A 24,367-nucleotide genomic window follows, 5' to 3' on the forward strand; every position below is an offset into this window, starting at 1 on the left:
TTAGAACAGTAAAAAAGCAGAGAAACCCTTAAAAAATCACCTTTTTTTTCAAAAAAGGACGAAACAAAGGATAAAATTTTTGGTTTGCTTCTATTTTTACCAAATTTTACTTGTTACAAACCTAAAAATAAACGAAAAGAAAACGAAATAAGAATATACCGACCAATCGACCAACCGCGCAAAAAGCTGGCAATGGATGTCCAACTCATTTATGGGATAACAAAATGATGAAAGATCAAAAAGAGCATGTGGGTCATATAACACTCGCATGCTCTTCTTGCTTATTCTTTTGGAAGCAATCTATCTATACAAAAAAAAACGGACAAAAGAATAGGCCCATCTACTTTCTTTTATCTTAAATATGTCATGTACTTTACATGTATCTGATATGTTTTTATCAAGAGCTTGAGAGTATCATCTAGACTTAAAGCATATCCGTACAGGATTAATAAGGCTTCCAGCGTAGGCGACTTGCTTGACGAAAACGATTCTCCACTTCTTCCCAGTTGACGATGTTCCACCAGGCTTTGATATAATCAGCTCTTTGACTACGATATGAGAGGAAGTAGGCATGCTCCCATACATCGAGAACTAATAAGGGGACTACATCCCACTGGGATAAATTTTGATGTTTTTCCGCTTGTAAAATTTCCAAGTGATGGGAGCGCGGGGACCAGACGAGAATGGCCCAGCCATTACCTTCTACTTTTTCAGCTGCTTGTGAGAAATGTTGCATGAATTTTTCAAAGGAACCGAAGTAACTATTAATGTGAGAAGCTAACTCTCCAGTTGGCACACCACCACCATCTGGACGCATAACAGACCAAAAAATGGTATGCAAGTAATGACCAGCTCCATGAAACGCCGCTTCTCCTTCCCAGAATTTAATCAGATTATAATCTCCCGTTTCGCGAGCTTGGGCCATCATGTTTTCAGCTTTGTTCAAGTTGTTTACATAATTGCGATGTAAAATATTATGGTGAATGCGCATTGTTTCTCCATCAATATATGGCTCTAACGCGTCGTAAGAATAGGGGAGAGGTGGAAGTGTATGACCGCCAATTGGTACGGCTGAATCTGAATAGGTGGTGTCTGACATGACAGGAATAATAGCTGGTTTTGTGGGTGGGTCTGACTTCGATTTTCGTGGAAAGCGGTCTTTTGCCTGAGTGTTTGCTTGCTTTTCCTCCTTTTTTTTGTCCTCTTCTGTCTTACGATTTTGGACGAGACGGAGTAGGTCATGGAAGTGCTGCTGAATGTCTTCAGCTTGGGAAGCTAGTTTAGCAATCTCTTTCTCTCGGTCCTCTTTATCCTGGTAATAGTTGGCTTTGCGTCCCACTTCGCTAAAGGCCACATGGAATTTATGCAAATCGCGCTTCATTTCCGCACAATGAGGATTTTGACGCAGGTAATCGACCCATTGTCGGCCCCATTCGCTCCAATCTTGGAGATGCTGTATTTGGTGGTTCAAGGGAATTCCTCCTTCAACTTTCTTGCTGTATACCTTATGATGATAAATGCCTACAGGTTCAAAATTTTTTGTCTGGTTTATTACATATGTGTCATTACACAGGGCCTGGGATCGGCATATGGTAAAAAAGGGACTCTGACTTCAAAGGAGCTAACATCAATGAATGGAAAAGAAACCATCGGGATTATAGATTCAGGTGTAGGCGGATTGACCGTAGTAAAAGAAGTGATGCGGCAATTACCGCGTGAAAAGATTGTCTATTTTGGCGATAATGCCCGTTGTCCATATGGTTCACGCGATTCCAAAGAGATTCGCACATATACGAATCAAATGATCCAATTTGTCTCTCAATTTCAATTAAAGGCGTTGGTGATCGCTTGTAATACGGCTGCTGCGGTGGTATTGCATGAAGCGAAGGAACGAATGAAGTTGCCGGTTATTGGAGTAATCGAACCAGGAGCGCGTGCTGCCATTTCTGCATCTCGTACGGGGCGTATCGGGGTTATTGGTACAGAGATGACCATCCGTACAGGGGCTTATCTACAAGCAATGCGCCGTATTAATCCTGAACTGTACGCAGTTGGAATGGCATGTCCGGCGTTTGTCCCATTAGTTGAACAACAACGTCTACATACAGAGGATGCTCGGCGAATCGTAGCAGAGACCCTGAAACCTTTCCGCTTTGAAGAACTTGATACATTGATTTTGGGATGCACGCATTATCCTTTACTTGCGCCACTCATTCAGGAGGCGTTGGGAGATGGTATTACATTGATTAATTCAGCAGAAGAAACTGCTCGTGAACTAAGTGCTATGTTGTCTATGCAAGGACTATTGAATGAGCAACAGGAAATAGAACCCAAACAGCATCTGTTCTATACAAGTGGTGATAAGCAGGTGTTCCAGCAGATTGGAGAAGAGTGGCTGGAATGTTCGTTGAACGTACAGCAGCACATGCTGGAGCATGCGAATTCGTCCTTGTAGGTTTTTAAATGAAGCAGGGTATGTATGTGTACATGGGATATTTGAAAAAGCGGTGCACAAAACAGGTCAGTTCCTTGTAGTAATAAAGGGACTGATTTTCTTTTCTAATGACCATATTTTTGAAAGTATTAGGCGCGAGAGGTACTAGGCTTCTCCTTAACAGAGCTTCAACATTTTATCAGTTTGAAGGAATAGATGGAGCAAGCGTACGAGGAAGAAAATGAGCAAGCGCCAAATCATGCTGGTAAGCTTCGGCAGAGCGAGAAGTAGACAACGTAGAGCTTCAATAAGATGTATATACAACTATATATAGATAACATGATAAAAAATAAGGAGTGTAAGAAAGTTGGAGTGTTGCAATTGTCATCTTTTGTATGAACATTACCTCTGAGAGAAATATGTCTAAGAAAGTTTGCTAGTTTTGAGATTTCTTTGACCAAGGAGGAATAAACCCAAGCCCTGCTCGTATACATGGTAGTACAAAGTGTCAACGAGGAGGATATGGGATGAAAAAAAGACCTATCGGGAAGATGACAGCGGTTGTTGGGTTGAGCGCGATACTGATGACAGGATGCGGGCTGTTTGGTCCAGCCAAGGAAACCAGTGCCCCTATACAGGCCCCATCCATTACAGGTGTAGATCCTAATCCATTACAGATAACAACAGAACAGACTGGCACGGAGGCGGAGGGAGCAGTTACCCAAACGGCAAGGCGTACCGTTTATTTGCAAGATACCAATGGTTTTGTTGTCCCAGTCTCCTTGATTTTGCCCAAAGCAGAAGGTCCCGCAAAGCAAGTATTAGGCTATATGGTAAAGGGTGGTCCCGTGGAAACGGTGAAGCCAGAAGGATTTGAGGCTCTTTTGCCGGAAGGAACGAAAATTCTCGGCATGTCGATTAAAGAAGGAAAAGCAACAATTGAATTCTCGTCCGAGTTTAAAAATTATAAAGCTACTGATGAACAAAAAATTCTAGATGCGATTACTCGGTCCATGACAGAATTTGATACAGTTAAAGACATTGCCATCTGGGTGAATGGGCAAGCACTAAACGAGATGCCTGTGAATGGTACTCCTATTTCATTATTGAACCGACAAAAGGGCATTAACACGGAGCTGGTAGAAGGAGCGCATCCTGGAAGAACATCTGCGATAACGGTATATTTTCAAAGTCAATTAGATGATAAACGAACCTATTTTGTTCCAGTGACTCGTCTGATCCCAGAAACCCAAGATGTGTCGAAAGCGGCCGTTGAAGAGTTGATAAAAGGGCCGAAAGAAGGCTCACCATTATTTAGCTCGTTGCTACGAACTACAAAGGTACTTGGAGTAGAGCAACAAAAGGATACAGTGGTCGTTAATTTAAGCAGTGATGTTCTAAAGTTTGATAAAGGGAAGGAAGCAAACCCTGAAGCGATGGAATCACTAGTGTTGTCTTTAACGGAGAATACAGGCATTAAAAAGGTGCAGGTTCAGGTGGAAGGTAAACCACTGGAACATGCAGGTACGATGAAATTTGACCAGCCTGTAACGAGACCGATTCAAATTAATGCCTTTGAATTGTAAGATAACATCCACGTCTCGGGGCGTGGATGTTTATTTATAGGGCATCTAGCCTCTCAGCAAGTGGAGCTTTCGTGTTGTACTTGGTTTTCTTTTTGATAAATCGGGCATGCTCTTGTGAGAATCAGATTGAAAAACTGGCAGTTCATGGTGTGCCTTGGTATACTGATTGAAGGCTTTGTGTCTAAACGTAACTATTCGGGTAACAACCAGTAAATAAGCACAGCGACATGATAACGAATCTGAAAATATGTAGGAGGTCTTTTATGAGATTGGATGGACGTTCGAGCGACCAATTGCGTCCCGTTAAAATTACCCGTAATTACATCAAGCATGCAGAAGGTTCTTGCTTGATTGAGGTAGGCGATACCAAGGTAATTTGTACGGCGACGTTAGAAGAAAAAGTACCTCCGTTTATGCGAAACGGTGGAAAAGGCTGGATTACAGCTGAATATTCTATGTTGCCTCGTGCAACAGAAACACGTAATGCCCGCGAATCTTCTAGAGGCAAGGTTGGAGGACGTACGATGGAGATTCAACGTCTGATTGGCCGTGCACTCCGTTCTGTAGTGAAATTAGAAGCGATGGGGGAACGTACAATTTGGTTAGATTGTGACGTTATTCAGGCAGATGGCGGTACTCGTACTGCTTCTATTACCGGTGCATTTGTAGCAATGGTAGATGCTATGAATAGATTAGTGACTGCTGGCACTTGGAAAGAGCTACCGATCACAGATTTCCTAGCTGCTACTTCCGTAGGTGTAGTAGAGGGTAAACCGGTGTTGGATCTGAATTATAAAGAGGATTCGTCTGCGATGGTGGATATGAATGTCATAATGACAGGCGCAGGTAAATATGTAGAGTTGCAAGGGACGGGGGAAGAATCTCCGTTTAGCACAGAGGAATTAATGCAATTACTTGCTTTGGGTCAAAAAGGTGTTCAAGACCTCATTGAGCTACAAAAAGAAGTACTAGGAGAAGTAAAACTCCACGGCAAAGCGTAACTTTCGAGCTTACATAGTTGATTAAACCCGAAAAGCGGACTTATTCACAAATCTGCTGTTCGGGTTTTTAAATAATCGGCACGAAAAAATTAATCTATGGATGAAAATGTGTGGAAGGATGAAAAAACTCTAGGTTGTATTTTGTACATTTTAATAAGATTGGAAAGATGAATTTTTACATTGCATACGATATAATGTGGGGTAATACATAGGTAATACAGAAAATGGAATAAAGAATAGCTTCTTATCACGAAAGCGGGGGACGAGCATGAGTGAACAAACATCAAAGAAAAAAGTGGTGTTAGCCACTAGAAATCAAGGGAAAGTTCGCGAATTCAACCGATTGTTTGTCGCATTGAATCTGGAGGCAGTCAGTGTATCGGATTTTCCGGATGCACCCGAGGTAGAAGAAGATGGCGAAACGTTTGAAGCCAATGCCCTCAAAAAAGCAAAAACAATCTCAGAATTGTTAGGACTACCAGCAATCGGGGATGATTCTGGCTTAGAGGTAGATGCATTAGATGGTGCGCCAGGAGTTTATTCTGCACGTTTTGCAGGAGAAAAGGCTACAGATGAAGAAAACTATCAAAAACTGTTAACCGAACTCGCAGATGTTCCGATGAAAGATCGAACAGCTCGCTTCCGTTGTACACTAGCTTATGTAGTACCAGGCCAAGAGCCAGTTATTGCGACTGGAACTTGTGAAGGGGCCATCGCACATGCGCCGTCCGGTTCCAACGGTTTTGGTTATGATCCTATCTTTTTTGTACCAAGTCAGTTATGCACGATGGCAGAGTTGGCACCTGAACAGAAAAATGTAATCAGTCATCGGGCCATCGCCATGCAGGGTTTGCTAGAAAAACTGAGGGAGAGATAGGCGTGAGCATTCTCATCATCAGCGACACACATGGGCAAGTCAAAGAGGTACAAGACGTGGTGGATCGCCACCCAGCAGATCTAATTTTGCATTGTGGAGACTTCTGTGTCGACCAGAAGCAAGCACCATTTTCAGGAATGCAGCTCGTGCAAGGAAACTGTGATTTTGAACCAGTTGCTAAAGATCGAGTTACACACTGGAAAGATTTAATCATTTACCAGACGCATGGACATCTGTACGATGTTAAAAGCTCACTGATGAAGTTGCACTATCGTGCTGAAGAAGTGGGAGCGAACATTGTGTTGTTTGGACATTCCCATTTTCCAGTATGTGAAGTGGAGAGGGGTATTTTGTTCATTAACCCTGGTAGTTTAATGATGCCGCGTGGTTTTCGGACTCCTACATACGCTGTTCTAGATCAAACAGGTACCGATGATTTCCATATTCAGGTACAGGTGCACTTCTACGATCGACAAGGACAAGAAATTTCTGAACGCGGTGGTCAATTTTTGACGCGACGCTGATTTCTTGAAATTTATTTGTTATGTGATATACTGAAATGGTTATAATGGCAGGTAAATTGCTTCTTAATGACATAGATAGTTTCTGTGTGGGTGAGGCAATGTTTTCTGGATTTAATCTAGGAGGGGAAGTTTAAGTGGTAGCAAAATGGGAAAAGTTAGAGAATAACCAGGGGGTTTTGACGGTAGAAGTTGATGCCGATCAAGTAAACCTTGCTCTGGATGAAGCATTTAAAAAGGTAGTAAAAAAAGTGAACGTGCCTGGATTCCGTAAAGGTAAAGTACCTCGCAAAATGTTCGAAAATCGCTTCGGCGTTGAGTCTTTGTACCAAGATGCATTGGACATTCTACTTCCAAAAGCATACGGACAAGCTGTTCGTGAAGCAGGTATCGATCCTGTTGATCGTCCAGATGTTGACGTAGAACAAATGGAAGCTGGTCAAAAATTGGTTTTCAAAGCAACGGTTACTGTAAAACCTGAAGTGAAATTGGGCGACTACAAAGGTCTTTCTGTTGAAGAGAAAGATTTCACTGTAGGAGAAGATCAAGTGAAAGAAGAATTAGAGCGTCTACAAGCTCGTCACGCTGAACTGGTAACAGTTGAAGAAGGCACAGCTACAAATGGCGATTCTGCAAACATTGATTTCGAAGGATTCCAAGATGGAGTTGCATTCGAAGGCGGTAAAGCAGAAGACTATTCTTTGGAACTTGGAACAGGAACATTCATCGCTGGTTTTGAAGAGCAAGTCGTAGGTATGGCGATTGGGGAAGAGAAAGAAGTTACTGTTACTTTCCCAGAAGAATACCATTCTCCAAACCTTGCAGGTAAAGAAGCTGTCTTCAAAGTAAAATTGAACAGCCTAAAACGTAAAAATTTACCTGAGTTGGACGATGAATTCGCGAAAGATGTAAGCGAATTTGACACGTTGGAAGAATACAAAGCTGATCTGAAAGCTAAATTAGAAGAAAAAACTGAAGCGGATAAGAAAAACCATATCCGTGAGCAATTGGTTCTAAAAGCTACAGAGAACGCTGAGATCGAAATTCCAGATGTTATGATTGAGTCAGAGCTTGATCAAATGGTTAAAGAGTTTGAGCAACGCTTGCAAATGCAAGGTATGAACCTTGAATTGTACTACCAATTCTCTGGTACTGATGAATCGGCTCTTCGTGATCAAATGCGTAAAGACGCAGTGTTGCGCGTACGCACAGCATTGGTTCTTGAAGCAATCGCTAAAGCAGAAAATCTTGAAACAAATGAAGAAGATGTAAATCAAGAACTTGAGCAATATGCGAAGATGTATGGTCGTCCTGCTGACGAACTTAAGAAAATCTTTGGTGCTCAAGACGGACTTGCTGGTTTGTACCGCGAAATCTTAACTCGTAAAGTTGTAGATTTGTTGGTTGCAGAAAGCAAATAAACTGCATAACCTTAAATATGGGCGCAAGGCACGAACGTTTTTTCGTGCCTTGTTTTCTCAGATAAAGGAAGCAGAAATGAGTGAAGGAGGCCATCCCTTATGCTGATCCCTATGGTCGTAGAGCAAACTAACCGCGGAGAACGTGCGTACGATATTTATTCACGTCTATTAAAAGACCGTATCATATTCCTAGGAAGCGAGATTGATGATGAAATAGCAAATGCTGTAGTAGCACAATTGTTATTCCTCGAGTCCGAAGAGTCAGGAAAAGACATCAGCCTATACATAAATTCTCCAGGCGGTTCTGTAACCGCAGGCATGGCGATTTATGACACCATGCAATTTATCAAATCGGACGTTTCCACGATTTGCATCGGCATGGCGGCCAGCATGGGTGCGGTACTTTTGGCAGCAGGCGCGAAAGGTAAGCGCTATGCGTTGCCAAACAGTGAAGTGATGATTCATCAACCGCTGGGTGGTGTTCGTGGTCAAGCGGAGGATATTCGTATTCACGCTGATTGGATTATCAAAACAAAGCGTCAATTAAATGAGATTTTGGCAGAAAGAACAGGTCAACCTTATGAAGTGATTGACCGCGATACAGATCGCGATAACTTCATGTCTGCTGAGGAAGCGAAAAACTACGGGTTAATTGACAGTGTGATCGAACGCCGTTAAGGGGCCATCCTGTGCTAGGCTGAAAAAATCATCGACGTGAGGTGAAAAAACATGTTCAAATTTAATGACGATAAAGGTCAATTGAAATGCTCTTTCTGCGGAAAGTCTCAAGAGCAAGTGCGTAAGCTTGTAGCTGGTCCTGGTGTTTACATTTGTGACGAGTGTATTGAGCTTTGCAATGAGATCGTGCAAGAAGAGTTAGGAACCGATGAAGAAATCGATATGAAGGAAATTCCAAAACCATTGGAAATCCGTAATATCCTAGATGATTACGTTATCGGACAAAATCAAGCTAAGAAATCTTTGGCTGTTGCTGTATATAACCACTACAAACGCATTAATTCTGGTGCGAAAATCGAGGACGTGGAATTATCTAAATCCAATATCGTTCTGATTGGGCCAACAGGTAGTGGTAAAACGTTGTTAGCTCAAACGCTAGCTCGTATCCTAAATGTACCGTTCGCGATTGCTGATGCTACATCATTAACTGAAGCAGGGTATGTAGGGGAAGATGTTGAGAACATCTTGCTAAAACTTATTCAAGCTGCCGATTATGATGTAGAAAAAGCTGAGAAAGGGATTATTTATATTGACGAGATCGATAAAGTGGCTCGTAAATCTGAGAATCCTTCTATCACGCGTGACGTTTCAGGGGAAGGCGTACAACAAGCTTTGTTGAAAATTCTGGAAGGCACAGTAGCGAGCGTACCTCCGCAAGGTGGACGTAAGCATCCGCATCAGGAATTCATTCAAATCGATACCTCCAATATCTTGTTCATTTGCGGTGGTGCTTTTGATGGCATCGAACAAATCATCAAGCGCCGTATTGGTAAAAAGGTAATTGGTTTTGGTTCCGAAATGGTGGAAGGCGTGAAGTCCGACTTGAAACAAGGCGAATACCTGAAATACGTATTGCCTGAAGATCTGCTTAAATTCGGTCTGATACCTGAGTTTGTAGGTCGTTTGCCGGTACACGCAACGTTGGAACCATTGGATGAGGAGACGCTGGTACGTATTTTGACAGAGCCAAAGAATGCTTTGATCAAACAATACCAAAAGCTGCTTAGCCTAGACGGAGTAGAGTTGGAGTTTACAGAAGGTGCTTTGTCTCAAATCGCTAAGGAAGCGATCAAGCGTAACACCGGTGCTCGTGGTCTACGTGCGATTATTGAACAAATCATGCTAGATATGATGTATGAGCTTCCATCTCGTGAAGACGTGGAGAAGTGCCTGATTACCGAAGAAGTGGTTAGCGAAAAAGTGAAGCCACAACTGAAGAATAAAGAAGGCGACATCATTCAATCTGCGTAACTATTCGTTGAAAATCATGATAAAAAGGTGCTATGTTCTTTTGAACAGGCACCTTTTTTGATGGCCAAAAAACAGTCCATCATGTATCGAGGTAAGCCATATGTAGTTGTTTTACAGCTTGCTATGTAGGATACTGATGCAAAAGAAAGCAATGTTACTAATGGAGCCTAAGTAGATATCCTAAAAGGTTGTTTAACGTTCCTGTTTACTCTCCCATTCACTAGGTAATACTACTTTATATAGTTTTTGGAGGCACTACCAGCATTACTTGGGAGGGTATAGAATTGGAATATACAACAGTCATAGTAGGGGCTATTGAGCTTGTCGTAGGGATCATTATAGGCATCTACTTTTTTAATTTGCTAAAGATGCAACGAACAACAAAGGTTTCAACTGACAAGGAATCTCGTAAAGAGGTAGATCATTTACGAAAAATGAAAATGGTTGCATTGACTGAGCCATTGTCTGAGAAAACACGACCTAGCAAGCTAGAAGATATCGTTGGACAACAGGATGGGCTAAAAGCGTTGCGAGCAGCATTGTGCGGACCTAATCCTCAACATGTTATTATTTATGGGCCTCCCGGGGTAGGGAAGACAGCAGCCGCACGTGTGGTGTTGGAAGCTGCCAAAAAAAGCTCCCTTTCTCCTTTTAAGCTAGATGCAAAATTTGTGGAGATTGATGCGACGATTGCTCGATTCGATGAACGTGGCATCGCTGATCCTCTAATTGGCTCGGTGCATGATCCAATCTATCAGGGTGCGGGTTCTATGGGACAAGCTGGTATTCCGCAACCAAAACCAGGTGCTGTTACCAAGGCACATGGAGGGATTTTGTTCCTAGATGAAATAGGCGAGCTACATTCGGTACAGATGAATAAATTGCTAAAAGTGCTAGAAGACCGAAAAGTGATGCTGGAGAGCGCTTATTACAGCGAGGATAATAACCAAATTCCTGCCCACATTCATGAAATTTTTCAATATGGCCTGCCAGCGGATTTTCGTTTAGTCGGAGCGACGACCCGTACACCAGAGGAAATACCACCTGCCTTGCGTTCGCGTTGCTTAGAGATTTTTTTTCGGCCATTACAGCCTAATGAAATTGGAAGCATTGTTTCAAATGCCATGCAAAAAATGCAAATTCAGGTAGTGGATGAGGCTATTTCAGTGATAGAGCGTTATGCTACCAATGGACGGGAAGCAATTAATACATTACAGATAGCTGCTGGAATTTGTATGACAGAAGGCCGTGAGATTGTCACCACTCAAGACGTGGAATGGGTGGTTCATAGCAGTCAAAAATCGCCACGTCAGGAGAAACAGGTTCATGAACCGGCGCAAATTGGTGTGATTAATGGGCTGGCTGTCTATGGTCCTAATATGGGAACTGTGATGGAGCTGGAGGTAACAGCCTCACTAGCGCCAATTAAGGGCGCAGGTAGACTTATTTTGACTGGTTTAGTGGAAGAGGAGGAGTTGGGTAGTCCTAGCCGTACAATCCGCCGTAAATCCATGGCAAAGGGCTCCATTGATAATGTATTAACTGTTCTGCACCGATTAGGCATTCAGCCATATGATTACGATTTACACATAAATTTTCCGGGTGGTGTGCCTGTGGATGGTCCTTCCGCAGGTTTGACGATCGCGATTGCTATCTTCTCAGCTATCAAGGAAAGACGGATTGACAATTTGTTGGCTGTTACAGGCGAGGTTAGTATACATGGGAAAGTGAAACCAGTCGGGGGCGTGGTTGCCAAGGTAGAAGCGGCTCGTCAGGCAGGCGCTAAACGTGTTTTTATCCCAGCAGAGAACTGGCAGACGATCTTTACCGATGTGGAGGGCATCGAAGTAATCGCGATCCATCATGTAGAGGAAGCAATACACATGGCATTCGTAGATGAAGGAGCTTTGGATCAAATCGTTGAGGAAGAACAGGGAGAAGAAACTTATGTACCGCCATTTAGTGTACCTGTACAAGTGGAAGGGATTCAGCCAGGTGGTTTGCCGCTGTAACAACCAAAATAAATATAGTTAGTGAGTTTTTTACACATAGGCTCCGTCCCTATATGGTTTGACGGAGCCTATCTCTATCCTTTACTTTACAATCAAAGTGCATGAAAGAGCAGAAGCTTCTATGAAAGATTAGGAATTTTTGGGTATAATAAAAACTGCTCATCATCGTGTATGTTACGAATGTTTCAGTGAGAGGCGTGCTGTGTAAGCAAATGCATGTGGTCATTAGACATTGGGTATCATTTTGCGATACAATGAGACGATACCGTCTTTCGGACATTATATAAGAGAGATATCGTGGCCTTAGAAATGGGAGGTGCTTGGTCATGAGTGAACATACAGGATCCCGTGAAATACCACTGCTTCCGCTTCGTGGTTTATTGGTTTATCCAAGCATGGTGTTGCATTTGGATGTCGGACGTGAAAAATCCGTAAAAGCTCTAGAAAGAGCAATGGTAGATGATAATTATATTCTGTTGTCTACACAAGAAGATGTGCAGGTAGAAGAACCGGATACAGAACAAATCTATTTGGTAGGTACCGTTGCACGAGTCAAGCAGATGTTAAAACTGCCTAATGGAACTATTCGCGTATTAGTGGAAGGCTTAGAGCGTGCCACGATTAATGAATATCTGCAAAAAGATGAATACTACTATGTTTCGATTACATATTTACCTGAAACAAGGGAAAATGAAAATGAAATCGAAGCTATGGTACGAACGGTTTTGCAGCAATTTGAGCAGTACATCAAAATTTCTAAAAAAGTGTCCCCTGAGACGCTTAGCTCCGTTAGTGATATTGAAGAAGCCGGTCGCATGGCGGATGTCATTGCATCCCATTTGCCGCTCAAGATGAAGGATAAGCAAGACGTACTAGAAGCAGTAGATGTGCATCATCGTCTGGAAATCTTGCTCAACATCTTAAACAATGAGCGTGAAGTGCTGGAGCTAGAACGCCGTATTGGTCAACGAGTTAAGAAGCAAATGGAAAAAACCCAAAAAGAATATTATCTGCGTGAACAGATGAAGGCAATTCAGAAGGAACTAGGCGAGCGTGACGGGCGCAATGGAGAAATGGATGATCTACGTGAACAGTTGCTACAGTCTGATGCCCCTGAACGTATCAAGGTCAAGCTGGAAAAAGAGCTTGATCGCTTAGATAAGATGCCAGCTACTTCTGCAGAAAGCAGTGTGGTTCGTACTTACATTGACACATTGCTCTCTTTGCCATGGACGAAAAAGACAGAAGATAATCTGGATATTGCTCATGCCGAAGCGATTTTGGATGAAGATCACTATGGTCTTGAAAAGCCGAAAGAGCGTATCCTAGAGTATCTTGCTGTTCAAAAATTGGTAAGTGAGTTGAAAGGGCCAATTCTGTGCCTTGTCGGTCCCCCGGGTGTCGGTAAAACCTCGTTGGGTCGATCTATCGCAAGAGCGATGGGCCGCGAGTTTATCCGTATCTCGCTTGGTGGTGTACGTGATGAAGCTGAAATTCGTGGGCACCGTCGTACCTATGTAGGAGCGATGCCAGGCCGAATCATTCAGTCAATGCGTCAAGCGGGTACAGTCAATCCGGTTATTTTGCTCGATGAGATTGATAAGCTCGCGAGTGATTTCCGTGGAGATCCAGCATCTGCATTATTGGAAGTACTTGATCCGAATCAAAACGATAAATTTAGCGATCATTACGTAGAAGAAACCTATGATTTGTCCAATGTTATCTTTTTAACAACGGCAAATACACTACACACTATACCAAGACCATTGCTAGATCGGATGGAGACTATCGAAATTTCCGGTTATACCGAGTTGGAAAAATGGCATATTATGCAAGATTATCTCCTGCCTAAAAACATAAAATCGCATGGGATTACGAAAGAGAAGCTACAAATTTCTGAGGATGCCATGATGAAGGTGATTCGTCAGTATACACGTGAAGCAGGGGTACGTAACTTGAACCGTGAAGCGGCTAATCTATGCCGTAAAGCTGCCAAAATCATTGTAAGTGGAGAGAAAAAGCGTGTGGTCGTGACACCGAAGACCTTAGAAAACCTGCTTGGTAAACCACGATTCCGCTATGGTTTAGCAGAGAAAGAAGACCAAATCGGGTCTGTTACTGGATTAGCTTGGACTCAGGTAGGTGGCGATACCTTAAACGTGGAAGTAAGTGTTTTCTCGGGGAAAGGTACATTGACGTTAACAGGACAATTAGGCGATGTAATGAAAGAGTCGGCACAAGCAGCTCTCAGCTATATCCGTTCTCGTGCTGGTCAATGGGACATTACGCAGGACTTCTTGGATAAAAATGATATCCATATTCACGTACCAGAAGGAGCGATTCCAAAGGATGGCCCTTCCGCAGGGATTACGATGGCAACTGCTTTGTTATCAGCCATGACAAATATTCCTGTGCGTAAAGAAGTGGGTATGACAGGTGAGATTACGTTACGTGGTCGTGTTTTGCCGATTGGTGGATTGAAAGAAAAAGTGCTTTCTGCCCATCGTGCTGGCTTAACCACCATCATCTTGCCAATTGAAAATGAGAAAGACTTGGAAGATATTCCAGACAGTGTGAAAAATGATATGACGTTCCATCCTGTAGAACACATGGATGACGTTATCAAATATGCTTTCGTGCAAGGGAAAATGGTGAAAAAGAAATGAAGATTACTTCAGCAGAATTTATTATCAGCGCCGTAGGACCTCTACAATACCCGAAGGATCGCCTGCCAGAAATTGCTCTGGTGGGTCGTTCCAATGTAGGTAAATCATCTTTAATCAATAAAATGTTAAGTCGTAAAGCAATTGCGCGGACAAGCTCTCGTCCGGGGAAAACTCAGACGCTTAACTATTTTAAGGTGAACAATCAAATGTACTTTGTTGACTTTCCGGGTTATGGATATGCGAAGGTTTCTAAATCCATTAAGTCAACATGGGGAGGCATGATCGATGCCTACCTGAGTCAACGAGAAGAGCTAAAATTCGTTGTTCAATTGGTAGATATTCGTCATGCACCTTCTAAAGAGGATGTTGGCATGTATGAATACTGCAAAGAGCTTGGTATCCCTACCATCGTGGTAGCAACAAAAGGGGACAAAATTTCTCGCGGTAAATGGTTACAACATCTAAAAGTAATTCGCCAAACTTTGAATTTCCAGTCAACGGATTCACTCGTTGTCTTTTCGACGGAAATGGGACAAGGTAGAGATGAATTATGGGGGGAAATTCTACGTAGGCTAAAAGGTAAGCAGGAACCTACGGAAGAATCAGCCCATATACTGGAAGATACTGAGTAACATCAGAAAAAGATACAGGTAGTAAAGCACCAGCAGCTTAGATATAGACAACAGCTTCCCGAGGAGGAGAAAGGATGTCTTCACAAGGATTTGCATTACGGGGACTTATTGAAGGGTTTTACGGTAAGCCATGGTCGCATGAAGAACGGCTCGATATGTTGCACTTCATCAGTCGGCACGGCTTTAATGCCTATTTTTATGCGCCCAAAGATGATGCGATCCTGCGCGATGATTGGCAGTTGCATCATTCTCCCGCCCAAATGCGTCTCATCTCGGAGCTGATTACGGAGGCACATTCGGTTGGATGTGCCTTTTATTATTGTCTCAGTCCAGGGATGAGCATGCAGTATGCTAACTCTAAACACGTAGATAGATTAATAGAGAAGTACCAGCATCTTCTTTATAGTGGAGTGACGAGATTTGCTTTGTTATTTGACGATATTCCACAAGAGTTAATGCACAAAAGTGATCAAGAAACTTTTGTCCATTTGGCAGAGGCACATGTGCAGATTACGCTTACGGTATGGAACAAATTAAAAGAGGATGGAAAAGATGACATTCATCTTGTCGTATGCCCCACGGTCTATCACGGAAGAGGGAACGAAGCGTATATTACCTATCTGGGCCAACATTTACCAGTGGAAATTGATCTGTTTTGGACGGGAAGATTTGTTTGCTCTCCATATTTGACAGAGGCAGACTCTCACTATTTTTTTAACCAGACGGGACACTACCCATTTTATTGGGATAATTATCCGGTTAATGATCTGGCGATGGCGAACGAGCTACACATTGGCCCTTTGCAAAATAGGGATGCTACCCTATATCGTTCTGCCACTGGATATGTAGCTAATGCAATGGAATACCCAGAAAGCTCCAAAATTCCTATCATTACGATCGGAGAGTATTTAACCCATCCAGATTCCTACGATCCTGAGGAAGCCTTTCAGCGCGCTGTTAAAGAAGTAGTGGGTCTTGAGGATTTTAACGCATTCCTTCTGTTTGCTGATCATGTACGTGCCTCGTTTTTATGCGATGAGGAAGCACCGCAGTTACTTGAGAAATTACATCAGTTTCGCTATCACTTTTTTCATGGCGATCAACAGAAAGCTGTGAAAATCTTGGAGAATACCTTTTCTGAGATGGAGAGTTCTGCTCATCATTTACTAAACGGCATGCAAAACGAGAGGTTGTACAAGGAAATTAAAGGATGGCTCAAAAAGTATGCATGCTGGGCTAAATTAGGTAAGACGGCAACCCGTTTAATTGATGCTGGCCGGAAGGGACAGACTCTACGTGCAGTCTTCTATTTTTTACGAATGAGACGAAGCTTGCGGCAAGCAGAGAAGCTACCTGAGAAGGTAAGTAGCAATGTGATGAGTCTTATGGTAGAGGCACTTAGCTTGGAAGTACGCAATTATCAAACGTGGAAACGACGTGTATAGAATAAGAAAGCAAAATCAAACGGGCACCTTCCAGCTATACTAAGGAGGATGTCTGTTTGATTTTTAGAAGGAACATAATTAGTTCCAAGTGACGAAGCGGGGTGTACCACTAGGCGGACATTTTTGCCTTCAGGTTGCGTAGCCATAACGGAATGGGGAGTTCTGAGCACAGCATACCACTAAGAATTAAAGTGCAACCGATCAACTGTTTGATCGTCAACAGCTCATGAATCCACAGATAGGATGTTAATGCAGCAAATACTGGCTCCAAGGCAAAAATAAGTGCTACATGTGTTGGAGACGTGTCCTTTTGAAAGGCAGTCTGCGCTAAAAACGCGAGAGCTGTGGCAGGGATCGCTGTGATGAATAGCGCCCATAAAACCTTAGGGTGACCAATGATTGCAGGATCAAATACAGTTTGCCAGTCTTCAAACAGAAGGGAATAGCTCATGCTAAAAAATGAGACGGTAAACAACTGTATAATCACTAATGGCATCGTAGAAAATTTGGGTGAATAACGTCCAGTTAAAACAATCTGCATCGCAAAGCAAACAGCACAGCAAAGCACTAGAAAATCACCAAACGTAAGAGCGAGTGTGCCATTCATCGTTAACAAATAAAGCCCAATCACAGCCATACAGACGCCGAAAAGAGCAGAGATTTTCACTTTATGCTTGAGAATGACAAAAGACAGTAATGGTACAAGCACAACTGATAAGCCTGTAATAAAGCCTGCTTTTGACGGTGAAGTATACAAGAGTCCCACTGTTTGTGTTGCATATCCAATAAACAACCAGAAACCCAGAATCCCACCGCTGAGTACCAAAGAAAAGTTACAAGTTTGCCAAGCTTTGGGATTTCGAATAAAGTAGATAAGGGCTAAGAATAACGAAGCGATAAAAAAGCGGACAGCATTAAATATATTGGGAGGAAGCATGTGAACGGCATTCTGAACGACCACGAAGGTTGCTCCCCATACAAAAACAATACATAACAATAATAAATCAACTACAAATGCTTTTTTCACTCTGCTACCCCATTTCTAGAAGATGTTTCGGCCATTTTCAATCTATATCACTCATTATAAGAGTAGATGATAAGGGAAGGAAGGAGTTTTTTGATAGTTCCGAAAGAAGCATGAACAAGTAACGATGAGACAAACTAAGCAAGTGAAAAACTGGATAAAATAACAAAATCACCAAATGTTAATATACGGAAAATAATGTTAAATACTGAAAAGAATTTGTCGAACCAGTGAAGAGCACATTTGACAAGGTTTTTTGAACAACTTTAATGAAATTTTCACATTTTAAACTACTTGCTTACGGACATAATGTTATAATGAAGAAGCTAAAATCCGTATTTGAATGACACGGGAGGAAGGCTATGGAAATCTTATTGCTCGGCCTAAACTATAAGACAGCGCCTGTCGAAGTTCGTGAAAAATTCACATTTAATGACGACAGCACGCCGAGAGCACTTCATCTTCTCTCTCATACCAAAAGCATTCTAGAATGTATCATTGTAGGAACCTGTAACCGGACTGAAATCTATGTGGTTTGTGATCAATTGCATACCGGTCGATTTTATACACGGAATTTTCTTGCAGAATGGTTTGGTGTAGAGAAAGAGTCGCTTCTCGATTATATGTATGTAAAGGAAAATGATGAAGCGATTGAACACTTGTACCGTGTTACCTGTGGACTTGATTCCATGGTGATGGGCGAGACACAGATTATCGGTCAAATGCGAAACGCTTTTCTCCTAGCACAACAACATGAGACAACTGGCACGATTTTTAATACACTCTTTAAACAGGCTGTGACGCTCGCTAAACGGGCTCACACAGAAACCTCTGTTGGTCAAAATGCTGTATCTATCAGCTATGCTGCGATTGAACTTGGCAAAAAGATTTTTGGTAGCTTTGCTGACAAACATGTACTAATTTTGGGTGCAGGTAAAATGAGTCTGTTAACGGCTAAGCATTTGCACGCAAACGGAGTGGCTCATGTCACAGTAGCAAATCGTACACTAGAACGTGCACAGACCTTAGCGGACCAGTTCCGAGGAGAGGCCTGTACCATGGAGGATCTGCCCCAGAAGCTGGCGAAAGCTGACATCGTCATCAGTTCGACGGGAGCAAACGGTTTTGTGTTAACGAAAGCACAATTAAAACCGATTATGAAGCAGCGTCCTCATAAGCCATTATTTATGATTGATATCGCCGTGCCGCGTGATCTTGATCCTGATATTCATGGGCTAGAAAATGTATTCCTATATGATATAGATGATCTGGAAGGTATCGTCCAGAGTAATCTAGCTGAACGTTCCAAAGAAGCAGAGCGTATTGAGCTTATGATTGAAGAAGAGAAACAGGAGTTCATAAACTGGAAACAGACGCTAGGCGTAGTTCCATTAATTGCGGCATTGCGGGAAAAAGCATTTTCAATCCATGGAGAAGCGATCCGCAAAATTGAGAACAAATTGCCTCATTTAGATGAAAAAGAAATGCATATTATTCGTAAACATACAAGGGGAATCATTTCTCAATTATTACATGACCCAATTGTTCAACTGAAGGAGTTGACCGTCCAGAAGAAAGGGGAAGAGGTACTCGATATCTTTTCTACTATTTTCGCTTTGGACGAAAGATTGGAAGGCAAAAAGCAGGAAGCATTATGGGAACAGCAAAAGCGTGAAGCTTTAGGACGTGAAAAAGCTTTATCAATAAAAACGCGCGAACAGCGCTTCTAAGCAAGAAGAGGGGGAAGTTTCTTTCTTCTTGCTCTCGCCTGTTTTCACAGGCAATTGAGAAAATAGGCGTGATATAGATAATAGGGAAAGGTGAGCGTGTATGGCAAATGCAAGATGGCTCTATGACTTGACCATCTTTCTCTATGCAGCGGGTGTGCTTTGTTACTTCAATGATTTTTTGCAGAGTAACCGGCGAATGAAACAGATTGCGCTAGGGCTGCTCTCGATTGTCTGGGTGTTACAAACGATCTTTTTTATTTACCAAATGGTGGTAAAGCTCTATTTGCCCGTTGTTACATTTTTTGAAACCTTGGTTTTTTATTCTTGGGTGTTGGTGACCCTTTCTCTGATCATTCATGCAGTTTCTCGAATTGATTTCTTACTCTTTTTTACTAATGTGATCGGGTTTGGTGTTCTTACCTTATCCATGTTCTTTTCAGAGCCAACAACTCTGCAACATAGCGGAGTTATCTCTGATTTTATTTTTATTCATGTAACAATTGCTATCATTAGCTATGCATTATTGGCTGTATCCATGATATTCTCAAGTATGTATCTAGTGAACTTACATATGCTGAAGAAAAAAAAGTGGACACCACTTTGGCAACGCCTTCCAAGTTTGGAGAAATTGGATGCGTTTTCTTTTAAGTTAAATATCTTTGGTGTGCCTTTGCTGTTGTTGTCGGTCATTTTGGGCAGTATATGGGCACAGTTGATTTTCTCTCATGGATTTTGGATGGACGCAAAAGTGTGGATGTCTACCATTGTTCTGATCTTATATATTGTGTTGCTATACCAAAGAGTTCGGAATCAATGGTTGGGAAAAGTGGCAGCTTGGATAAACATCATCGCATTTGCATGTTTATTGCTTAATTTTTTGCTGATTGATCCCTACTCGCAATTTCATCAATGGTCGTAGAGAGGTGGGGCAGATGAATCCGCATTATCCGATTCATGTTAAAATGGAAGGGATGCTCTGTGCAGTTATTGGCGGTGGAGAGGTAGCCCAACGGAAGGTAGGCTCTCTACTAGAGTGTGGGGCAAAAATCACTGTTATTTCTCCGGAGATAACCCCATTGTTAGCTGAGTGGGCCGAGCAGGATAAGATCAATTGGAAACGCGAGCTGTATCAAGGACAGGATTTAAGTCCGTTTTATTTTATCGTGGCCGCGACCAATCATCGTCAAGTTAACTATTCGGTATATGAACAAGCTAAAGGAACGAAGGCTTTTATAAATATTGCAGACCGTCCAGACCTATGCAATTATATTGTTCCCTCTACTGTAAAGCGAGGAAAGCTAGTTATTTCTGTATCAACCTCAGGTGCAAGCCCCAGTCTGGCAAGTAAATTACGTAGAAAGCTGGAACGGGAGTTTGGTCAGGAATATGAGGGTTACGTTGACTTTTTAGCTCAGATGAGATTGAGGGTTCTACAAGAGATTAAGGATGCCGCCGTGCGCAAACAAATCTTTCAAGAGTTGCTTGATGACGTATATGTAGAAGCTCCTTCCTCGCAAAGAGAGCAAATGGCGGATGCTTTACTACAACAGTTGAAACAAAGAGAGCAATAATAGGGAGGCAGACATGAAAGAGTGGAAAGTTGGATCGCGTAAAAGCATGCTGGCGCTTACCCAAACAAAATGGGTGCTGGCTCGTTTGCGTGAAATAGACCCTGCATCACGTTTTAGCATCACAGAGATTGTTACTAAGGGAGATCGCATTCTGGATGTTACACTTTCCAAAGTGGGCGGTAAAGGTCTGTTTGTTAAAGAAATCGAGCAATCTCTGTTAGAAGAACAAACTGATATGGCTGTCCATAGTTTAAAAGATATGCCTGCTGTCCTGCCGGAGGGCTTGACGATCGGCGCCATTCCGAAAAGGGAAGACCCACGAGACGTACTGATATCCAAAGACGGTAAGACTTTAGATGAATTAAAAGAAGGAGCGGTGGTAGGTACCAGTAGTTTGCGCCGTTCTTCCCAATTGTTGAATTACCGACCGGACTTACTTATTAAACCGATTCGTGGAAATATTGATACGCGGATTCGCAAGCTAGAAGAAGAGGACTTTGATGCGATTATTCTGGCTGCTGCTGGTCTTAAACGCGTGGAATGGAAAGGCACGATTACTCAGTATCTAGAGCCAGAAATCAGCCTTCCTGCGGTTGGTCAAGGGGCGCTTGCTATCGAGTGCCGTGAACATGATACTGAGATGATGTCACTATTGCAACGTTTTGATCATCCAGAGACGCGTTATGCGGTTGAGGCGGAGCGAGCTTTCCTCCACAAGATGGAGGGGAGTTGCCAAGTACCGATTGGTGCTTATGCAGAAGTGCAGCTGGACGCGGAGCAGAAGCCATCTATTAGCATTACAGGAATGGTAGGATCTCCTGATGGAAGACAGATGTTTAAAGCGACATTGACCGGAGACGATCCGCAAGCAGTGGGTGAAAATTTGGCTGATGAACTACTCCGTCAAGGGGCGCGAGAAGTACTTGCTAAGGTATTGGAGGAAAACCGGCAATGAACAAAGGAAAAGTATTTTTAGTAGGTGCTGGCCCCGGTGACCCTAAGTTAATTACGGTGCGTGGACTAGAAACGATTCAAATGGCTGATTGCATTGTGTATGACCGCTTGGCAAGCCCGCGGTTGCTAGCTTATGCAAAACCGGACGTAGAGCTGATTTATTGTGGAAAACTCCCTGATCGTCATACCTTGACCCAAGAAGAGATCAATCAAGTATTGGTCGATAAAGCTTTAGAAGGAAAAGTGGTTACTCGTCTAAAAGGTGGCGATCCATGCATTTTTGGTCGTGTTGGTGAAGAGGCAGAGGAACTGGCTAAGCACGATATTTTGTTTGAAATTGTGCCAGGTATCACCTCAGGAATCGCAGCACCGGCGTATGCGGGTATTCCAGTAACCCACCGAGATTTTAACTCTTCTTTAGCGATTGTGACAGGACATGAGCGTCCAGAGAAAACAGAATCAAGCATTAACTGGGATAAATTAGCTACGGCTGTTGGCACGATTATTTTTTATATGGGAGTAGGCAATCTACCTTATATTACGGAACAATTAATGAAGAATGGTCGTTCTCCACAAACACCGGTAGCCTTGGTACGCTGGGGGACTTTGGTGGATCAGGAGACCTTGGTTGGTACCTTGGAAGACATTGTGGAAAAACGCGAGCAAGCAGGCTTAACTAATCCGTCTATTATTGTGGTTGGTGAAGTGGTACAACTACGTGAGAAGCTACATTGGTTTGAAAAGAAACCGTTGTTTGGCAAGCGCGTACTAGTGACACGCGCTAGAAGTCAAGCCAGCGAATTATCAGATCAAATTAATGAGCTGGGCGGCGAGGCATATGAATTTCCTCTGATTAAAATGGTTGAGCCACAAGCCCTCCCACAATTGGATACGGAACTTCAACAGCTGTCTAGCTATGATTGGGTTATGTTTACTAGTCCAAATGGTGTTCAATTTTTCTTTAAACGTTTGCGTGAACTAAAGGTTGACATCCGTACTTTAACCGGTAAGATTGCAGCAGTTGGTCCGAAGACTGCTTCTATGTTAGAAGAAAGAGGCTTGACTGTAGATGTGTTACCAGGTGAATTCCTTGCAGAAGGATTGGTAGAGTCACTAAAGAGTGAACTACAGCCAGGTTCAAAAGTGTTGCTTCCACGTGCTGATATCGCGCGTGAAACATTACCAAGAGAGTTGAGAACTCTCGGCATGGAAGTGACGGAAGTAGATACCTATGATACAGTTATAGATGCACGAAACATCGGGGAAACCGTTTCCTTGTTGGAAGAAAAAGCGATTCATATCATTACATTTACCAGCTCCTCCACGGTCAAAAATTTTGTGGAAGCGTTGAAGGAATATGATCTTAATGAACTACTTCAAGGTGTGAAGATTGCTTGTATCGGACCGATCACGGCTGATACAGCAAAACGAGCAGGACTTCAAGTGGATATCATGGCAAGTGAATATACGATTGAAGGACTAGTAAATTCACTAATTACTACGTAAAAGGGGGAAGAGGGCTATGATAACATTTGACCGTCATCGTCGTTTGCGCCGAAGCCCAGCGATGCGCAACCTTGTACGAGAAAATCATGTGCGTGTAGAAGATTTGATCTACCCGCTGTTTATAGTAGAAGGGGAAAATATTAAAAATGAAATTTCCTCTATGCCGGGAGTTTATCATTTTTCCTTGGATCGTCTAAATGAGGAACTTCAAGAAATTGTTAGCTTAGGTATACAGTCTGTTCTCTTATTTGGAGTGCCAGAACATAAAGATGCTCTTGGAACAGAAGCTTATGCAGAAGATGGCATTGTCCAACAAGCTATTCGTCATATAAAATCAGGATTTCCTGAAATGCTTGTCATTGCTGATACATGTCTGTGTGAATATACTGATCATGGGCACTGTGGCGTTTTGCATGAATGTGGGGAGTTATTAAATGATGAGTCCCTCGTTTTATTAAGCCAAGCTGCTGTATCTCAGGCTAAAGCGGGTGCTGATATCATCGCGCCATCCAATATGATGGACGGTTTTGTTACTGCCATTCGTGAAGCTTTGGATGAAGCTGGGTTCACTCATATTCCAATCATGTCTTATGCCGTTAAATATGCTTCGGCATACTATGGTCCGTTCCGTGAAGCAGCGAAATCGGCTCCGCAGTTCGGTAATCGTAAGTCATACCAGATGGACTATGCCAATGCGCGTGAAGGTCTACGTGAAGCAGAATCCGATGTGATTGAAGGGGCCGATTTCTTAATGGTAAAACCAGGCCTTGCATATATGGATATGGTGCTACGTTTACGTCAGAGCTTTGATTTGCCACTAGTTGTTTACAATATCAGTGGAGAGTATTCCATGGTTAAAGCGGCTAGTGCAAATGGTTGGATTGACGAGCAAGGCGTAGTTATGGAAACGATGGTTGGATTTAAACGCGCAGGTGCAGATTTGATTATTACGTACCATGCAAAAGATGTTGCCAAGTGGCTACAAGGAGGTTTGTAAC

Annotated in this window: 20 protein-coding genes; 18 read left to right on the plus strand and 2 right to left on the minus strand. The window is 42.7% G+C overall.

The genetic code is table 11. The features are described from left to right. Positions 1 to 445 precede the first annotated feature (445 nt). Positions 446 to 1,471: a superoxide dismutase gene (locus tag EEL30_12510; GenBank protein ID QDX93051.1), complete on the minus strand. Its 1,026-nt coding sequence runs from the start codon at positions 1,469 to 1,471 to the stop codon at positions 446 to 448. A gap of 159 nt (positions 1,472 to 1,630) precedes the next feature. Between EEL30_12510 and racE the strand changes: the two genes are divergently transcribed. The 12 genes from racE (at position 1,631) to EEL30_12570 (ending at position 16,584) form a co-directional block, all read left to right on the plus strand. Further along, positions 1,631 to 2,455, plus strand: a complete 825-nt coding sequence (gene racE, locus EEL30_12515; GenBank protein ID QDX93052.1) for a glutamate racemase — start codon at positions 1,631 to 1,633, stop codon at positions 2,453 to 2,455. A 506-nt stretch (positions 2,456 to 2,961) separates the two neighbouring features. Beyond that, positions 2,962 to 4,020 (plus strand): spore gernimation protein, encoded by a 1,059-nt coding sequence (locus EEL30_12520; protein ID QDX93053.1) that lies wholly within the window; start codon positions 2,962 to 2,964, stop codon positions 4,018 to 4,020. Between the two features lie 263 nt (positions 4,021 to 4,283). Then, entirely contained in the window at positions 4,284 to 5,021 is a 738-nt protein-coding gene (locus tag EEL30_12525; GenBank protein ID QDX93054.1) for a ribonuclease PH, read from the plus strand. 268 nt (positions 5,022 to 5,289) lie between these two features. Continuing rightward, on the plus strand, positions 5,290 to 5,898 hold the full coding sequence (locus tag EEL30_12530; protein ID QDX93055.1) for an XTP/dITP diphosphatase: 609 nt from the start codon (positions 5,290 to 5,292) through the stop codon (positions 5,896 to 5,898). Positions 5,899 to 5,900: 2 nt separating this feature from the next. Next, on the plus strand, positions 5,901 to 6,422 hold the full coding sequence (locus EEL30_12535; GenBank protein ID QDX93056.1) for a metallophosphoesterase: 522 nt from the start codon (positions 5,901 to 5,903) through the stop codon (positions 6,420 to 6,422). Positions 6,423 to 6,556: 134 nt separating this feature from the next. Further along, complete coding sequence (locus tag EEL30_12540) at positions 6,557 to 7,840, plus strand: trigger factor (protein QDX93057.1); 1,284 nt, start codon at positions 6,557 to 6,559, stop codon at positions 7,838 to 7,840. Between the two features lie 99 nt (positions 7,841 to 7,939). Next, entirely contained in the window at positions 7,940 to 8,518 is a 579-nt protein-coding gene (gene clpP / locus EEL30_12545) for an ATP-dependent Clp endopeptidase proteolytic subunit ClpP (GenBank protein ID QDX93058.1), read from the plus strand. Positions 8,519 to 8,569: 51 nt separating this feature from the next. Next, a complete protein-coding gene (gene clpX / locus EEL30_12550) occupies positions 8,570 to 9,829 on the plus strand; it encodes an ATP-dependent protease ATP-binding subunit ClpX (GenBank protein ID QDX93059.1) in 1,260 nt (419 codons plus the stop codon). A 284-nt stretch (positions 9,830 to 10,113) separates the two neighbouring features. Further along, positions 10,114 to 11,841, plus strand: coding sequence for an ATP-dependent protease LonB (gene lonB, locus EEL30_12555; protein ID QDX93060.1), 1,728 nt, complete (start codon positions 10,114 to 10,116; stop codon positions 11,839 to 11,841). A gap of 326 nt (positions 11,842 to 12,167) precedes the next feature. Continuing rightward, positions 12,168 to 14,507: an endopeptidase La gene (gene lon, locus EEL30_12560; GenBank protein ID QDX93061.1), complete on the plus strand. Its 2,340-nt coding sequence runs from the start codon at positions 12,168 to 12,170 to the stop codon at positions 14,505 to 14,507. After that, positions 14,504 to 15,139 (plus strand): YihA family ribosome biogenesis GTP-binding protein, encoded by a 636-nt coding sequence (locus tag EEL30_12565; GenBank protein QDX93062.1) that lies wholly within the window; start codon positions 14,504 to 14,506, stop codon positions 15,137 to 15,139. The genes lon and EEL30_12565 overlap by 4 nt, the downstream gene beginning before the upstream one ends. Positions 15,140 to 15,213: 74 nt before the next feature. Continuing rightward, positions 15,214 to 16,584, plus strand: a complete 1,371-nt coding sequence (locus tag EEL30_12570) for a beta-N-acetylglucosaminidase (protein ID QDX93063.1) — start codon at positions 15,214 to 15,216, stop codon at positions 16,582 to 16,584. Positions 16,585 to 16,693: 109 nt separating this feature from the next. Here EEL30_12570 and EEL30_12575 read toward each other — a convergent pair whose 3' ends face one another. Then, entirely contained in the window at positions 16,694 to 17,611 is a 918-nt protein-coding gene (locus tag EEL30_12575; protein ID QDX93064.1) for a DMT family transporter, read from the minus strand. A gap of 359 nt (positions 17,612 to 17,970) precedes the next feature. Between EEL30_12575 and EEL30_12580 the strand changes: the two genes are divergently transcribed. The 6 genes from EEL30_12580 to hemB all read left to right on the plus strand — a co-directional run bounded on the left by EEL30_12580 (position 17,971) and on the right by hemB (position 24,366). Continuing rightward, positions 17,971 to 19,338: a glutamyl-tRNA reductase gene (locus EEL30_12580; GenBank protein ID QDX93065.1), complete on the plus strand. Its 1,368-nt coding sequence runs from the start codon at positions 17,971 to 17,973 to the stop codon at positions 19,336 to 19,338. 100 nt (positions 19,339 to 19,438) lie between these two features. Continuing rightward, positions 19,439 to 20,257: a cytochrome C assembly protein gene (locus EEL30_12585; GenBank protein QDX93066.1), complete on the plus strand. Its 819-nt coding sequence runs from the start codon at positions 19,439 to 19,441 to the stop codon at positions 20,255 to 20,257. 13 nt (positions 20,258 to 20,270) lie between these two features. Next, complete coding sequence (locus EEL30_12590; GenBank protein QDX93067.1) at positions 20,271 to 20,909, plus strand: bifunctional precorrin-2 dehydrogenase/sirohydrochlorin ferrochelatase; 639 nt, start codon at positions 20,271 to 20,273, stop codon at positions 20,907 to 20,909. 13 nt (positions 20,910 to 20,922) lie between these two features. Further along, complete coding sequence (locus EEL30_12595; protein ID QDX93068.1) at positions 20,923 to 21,864, plus strand: hydroxymethylbilane synthase; 942 nt, start codon at positions 20,923 to 20,925, stop codon at positions 21,862 to 21,864. Next, positions 21,861 to 23,369: a uroporphyrinogen-III C-methyltransferase gene (gene cobA, locus EEL30_12600; GenBank protein QDX93069.1), complete on the plus strand. Its 1,509-nt coding sequence runs from the start codon at positions 21,861 to 21,863 to the stop codon at positions 23,367 to 23,369. Before EEL30_12595 ends, cobA begins: the two co-directional genes overlap by 4 nt. A gap of 16 nt (positions 23,370 to 23,385) precedes the next feature. Next, complete coding sequence (gene hemB, locus EEL30_12605) at positions 23,386 to 24,366, plus strand: porphobilinogen synthase (GenBank protein QDX93070.1); 981 nt, start codon at positions 23,386 to 23,388, stop codon at positions 24,364 to 24,366. Position 24,367: the final 1 nt, after the last annotated feature.

Origin of the sequence: Brevibacillus laterosporus, from assembly GCA_007833815.1 — a bacterium.
GTDB lineage: Bacteria > Bacillota > Bacilli > Brevibacillales > Brevibacillaceae > Brevibacillus_B > Brevibacillus_B laterosporus_D.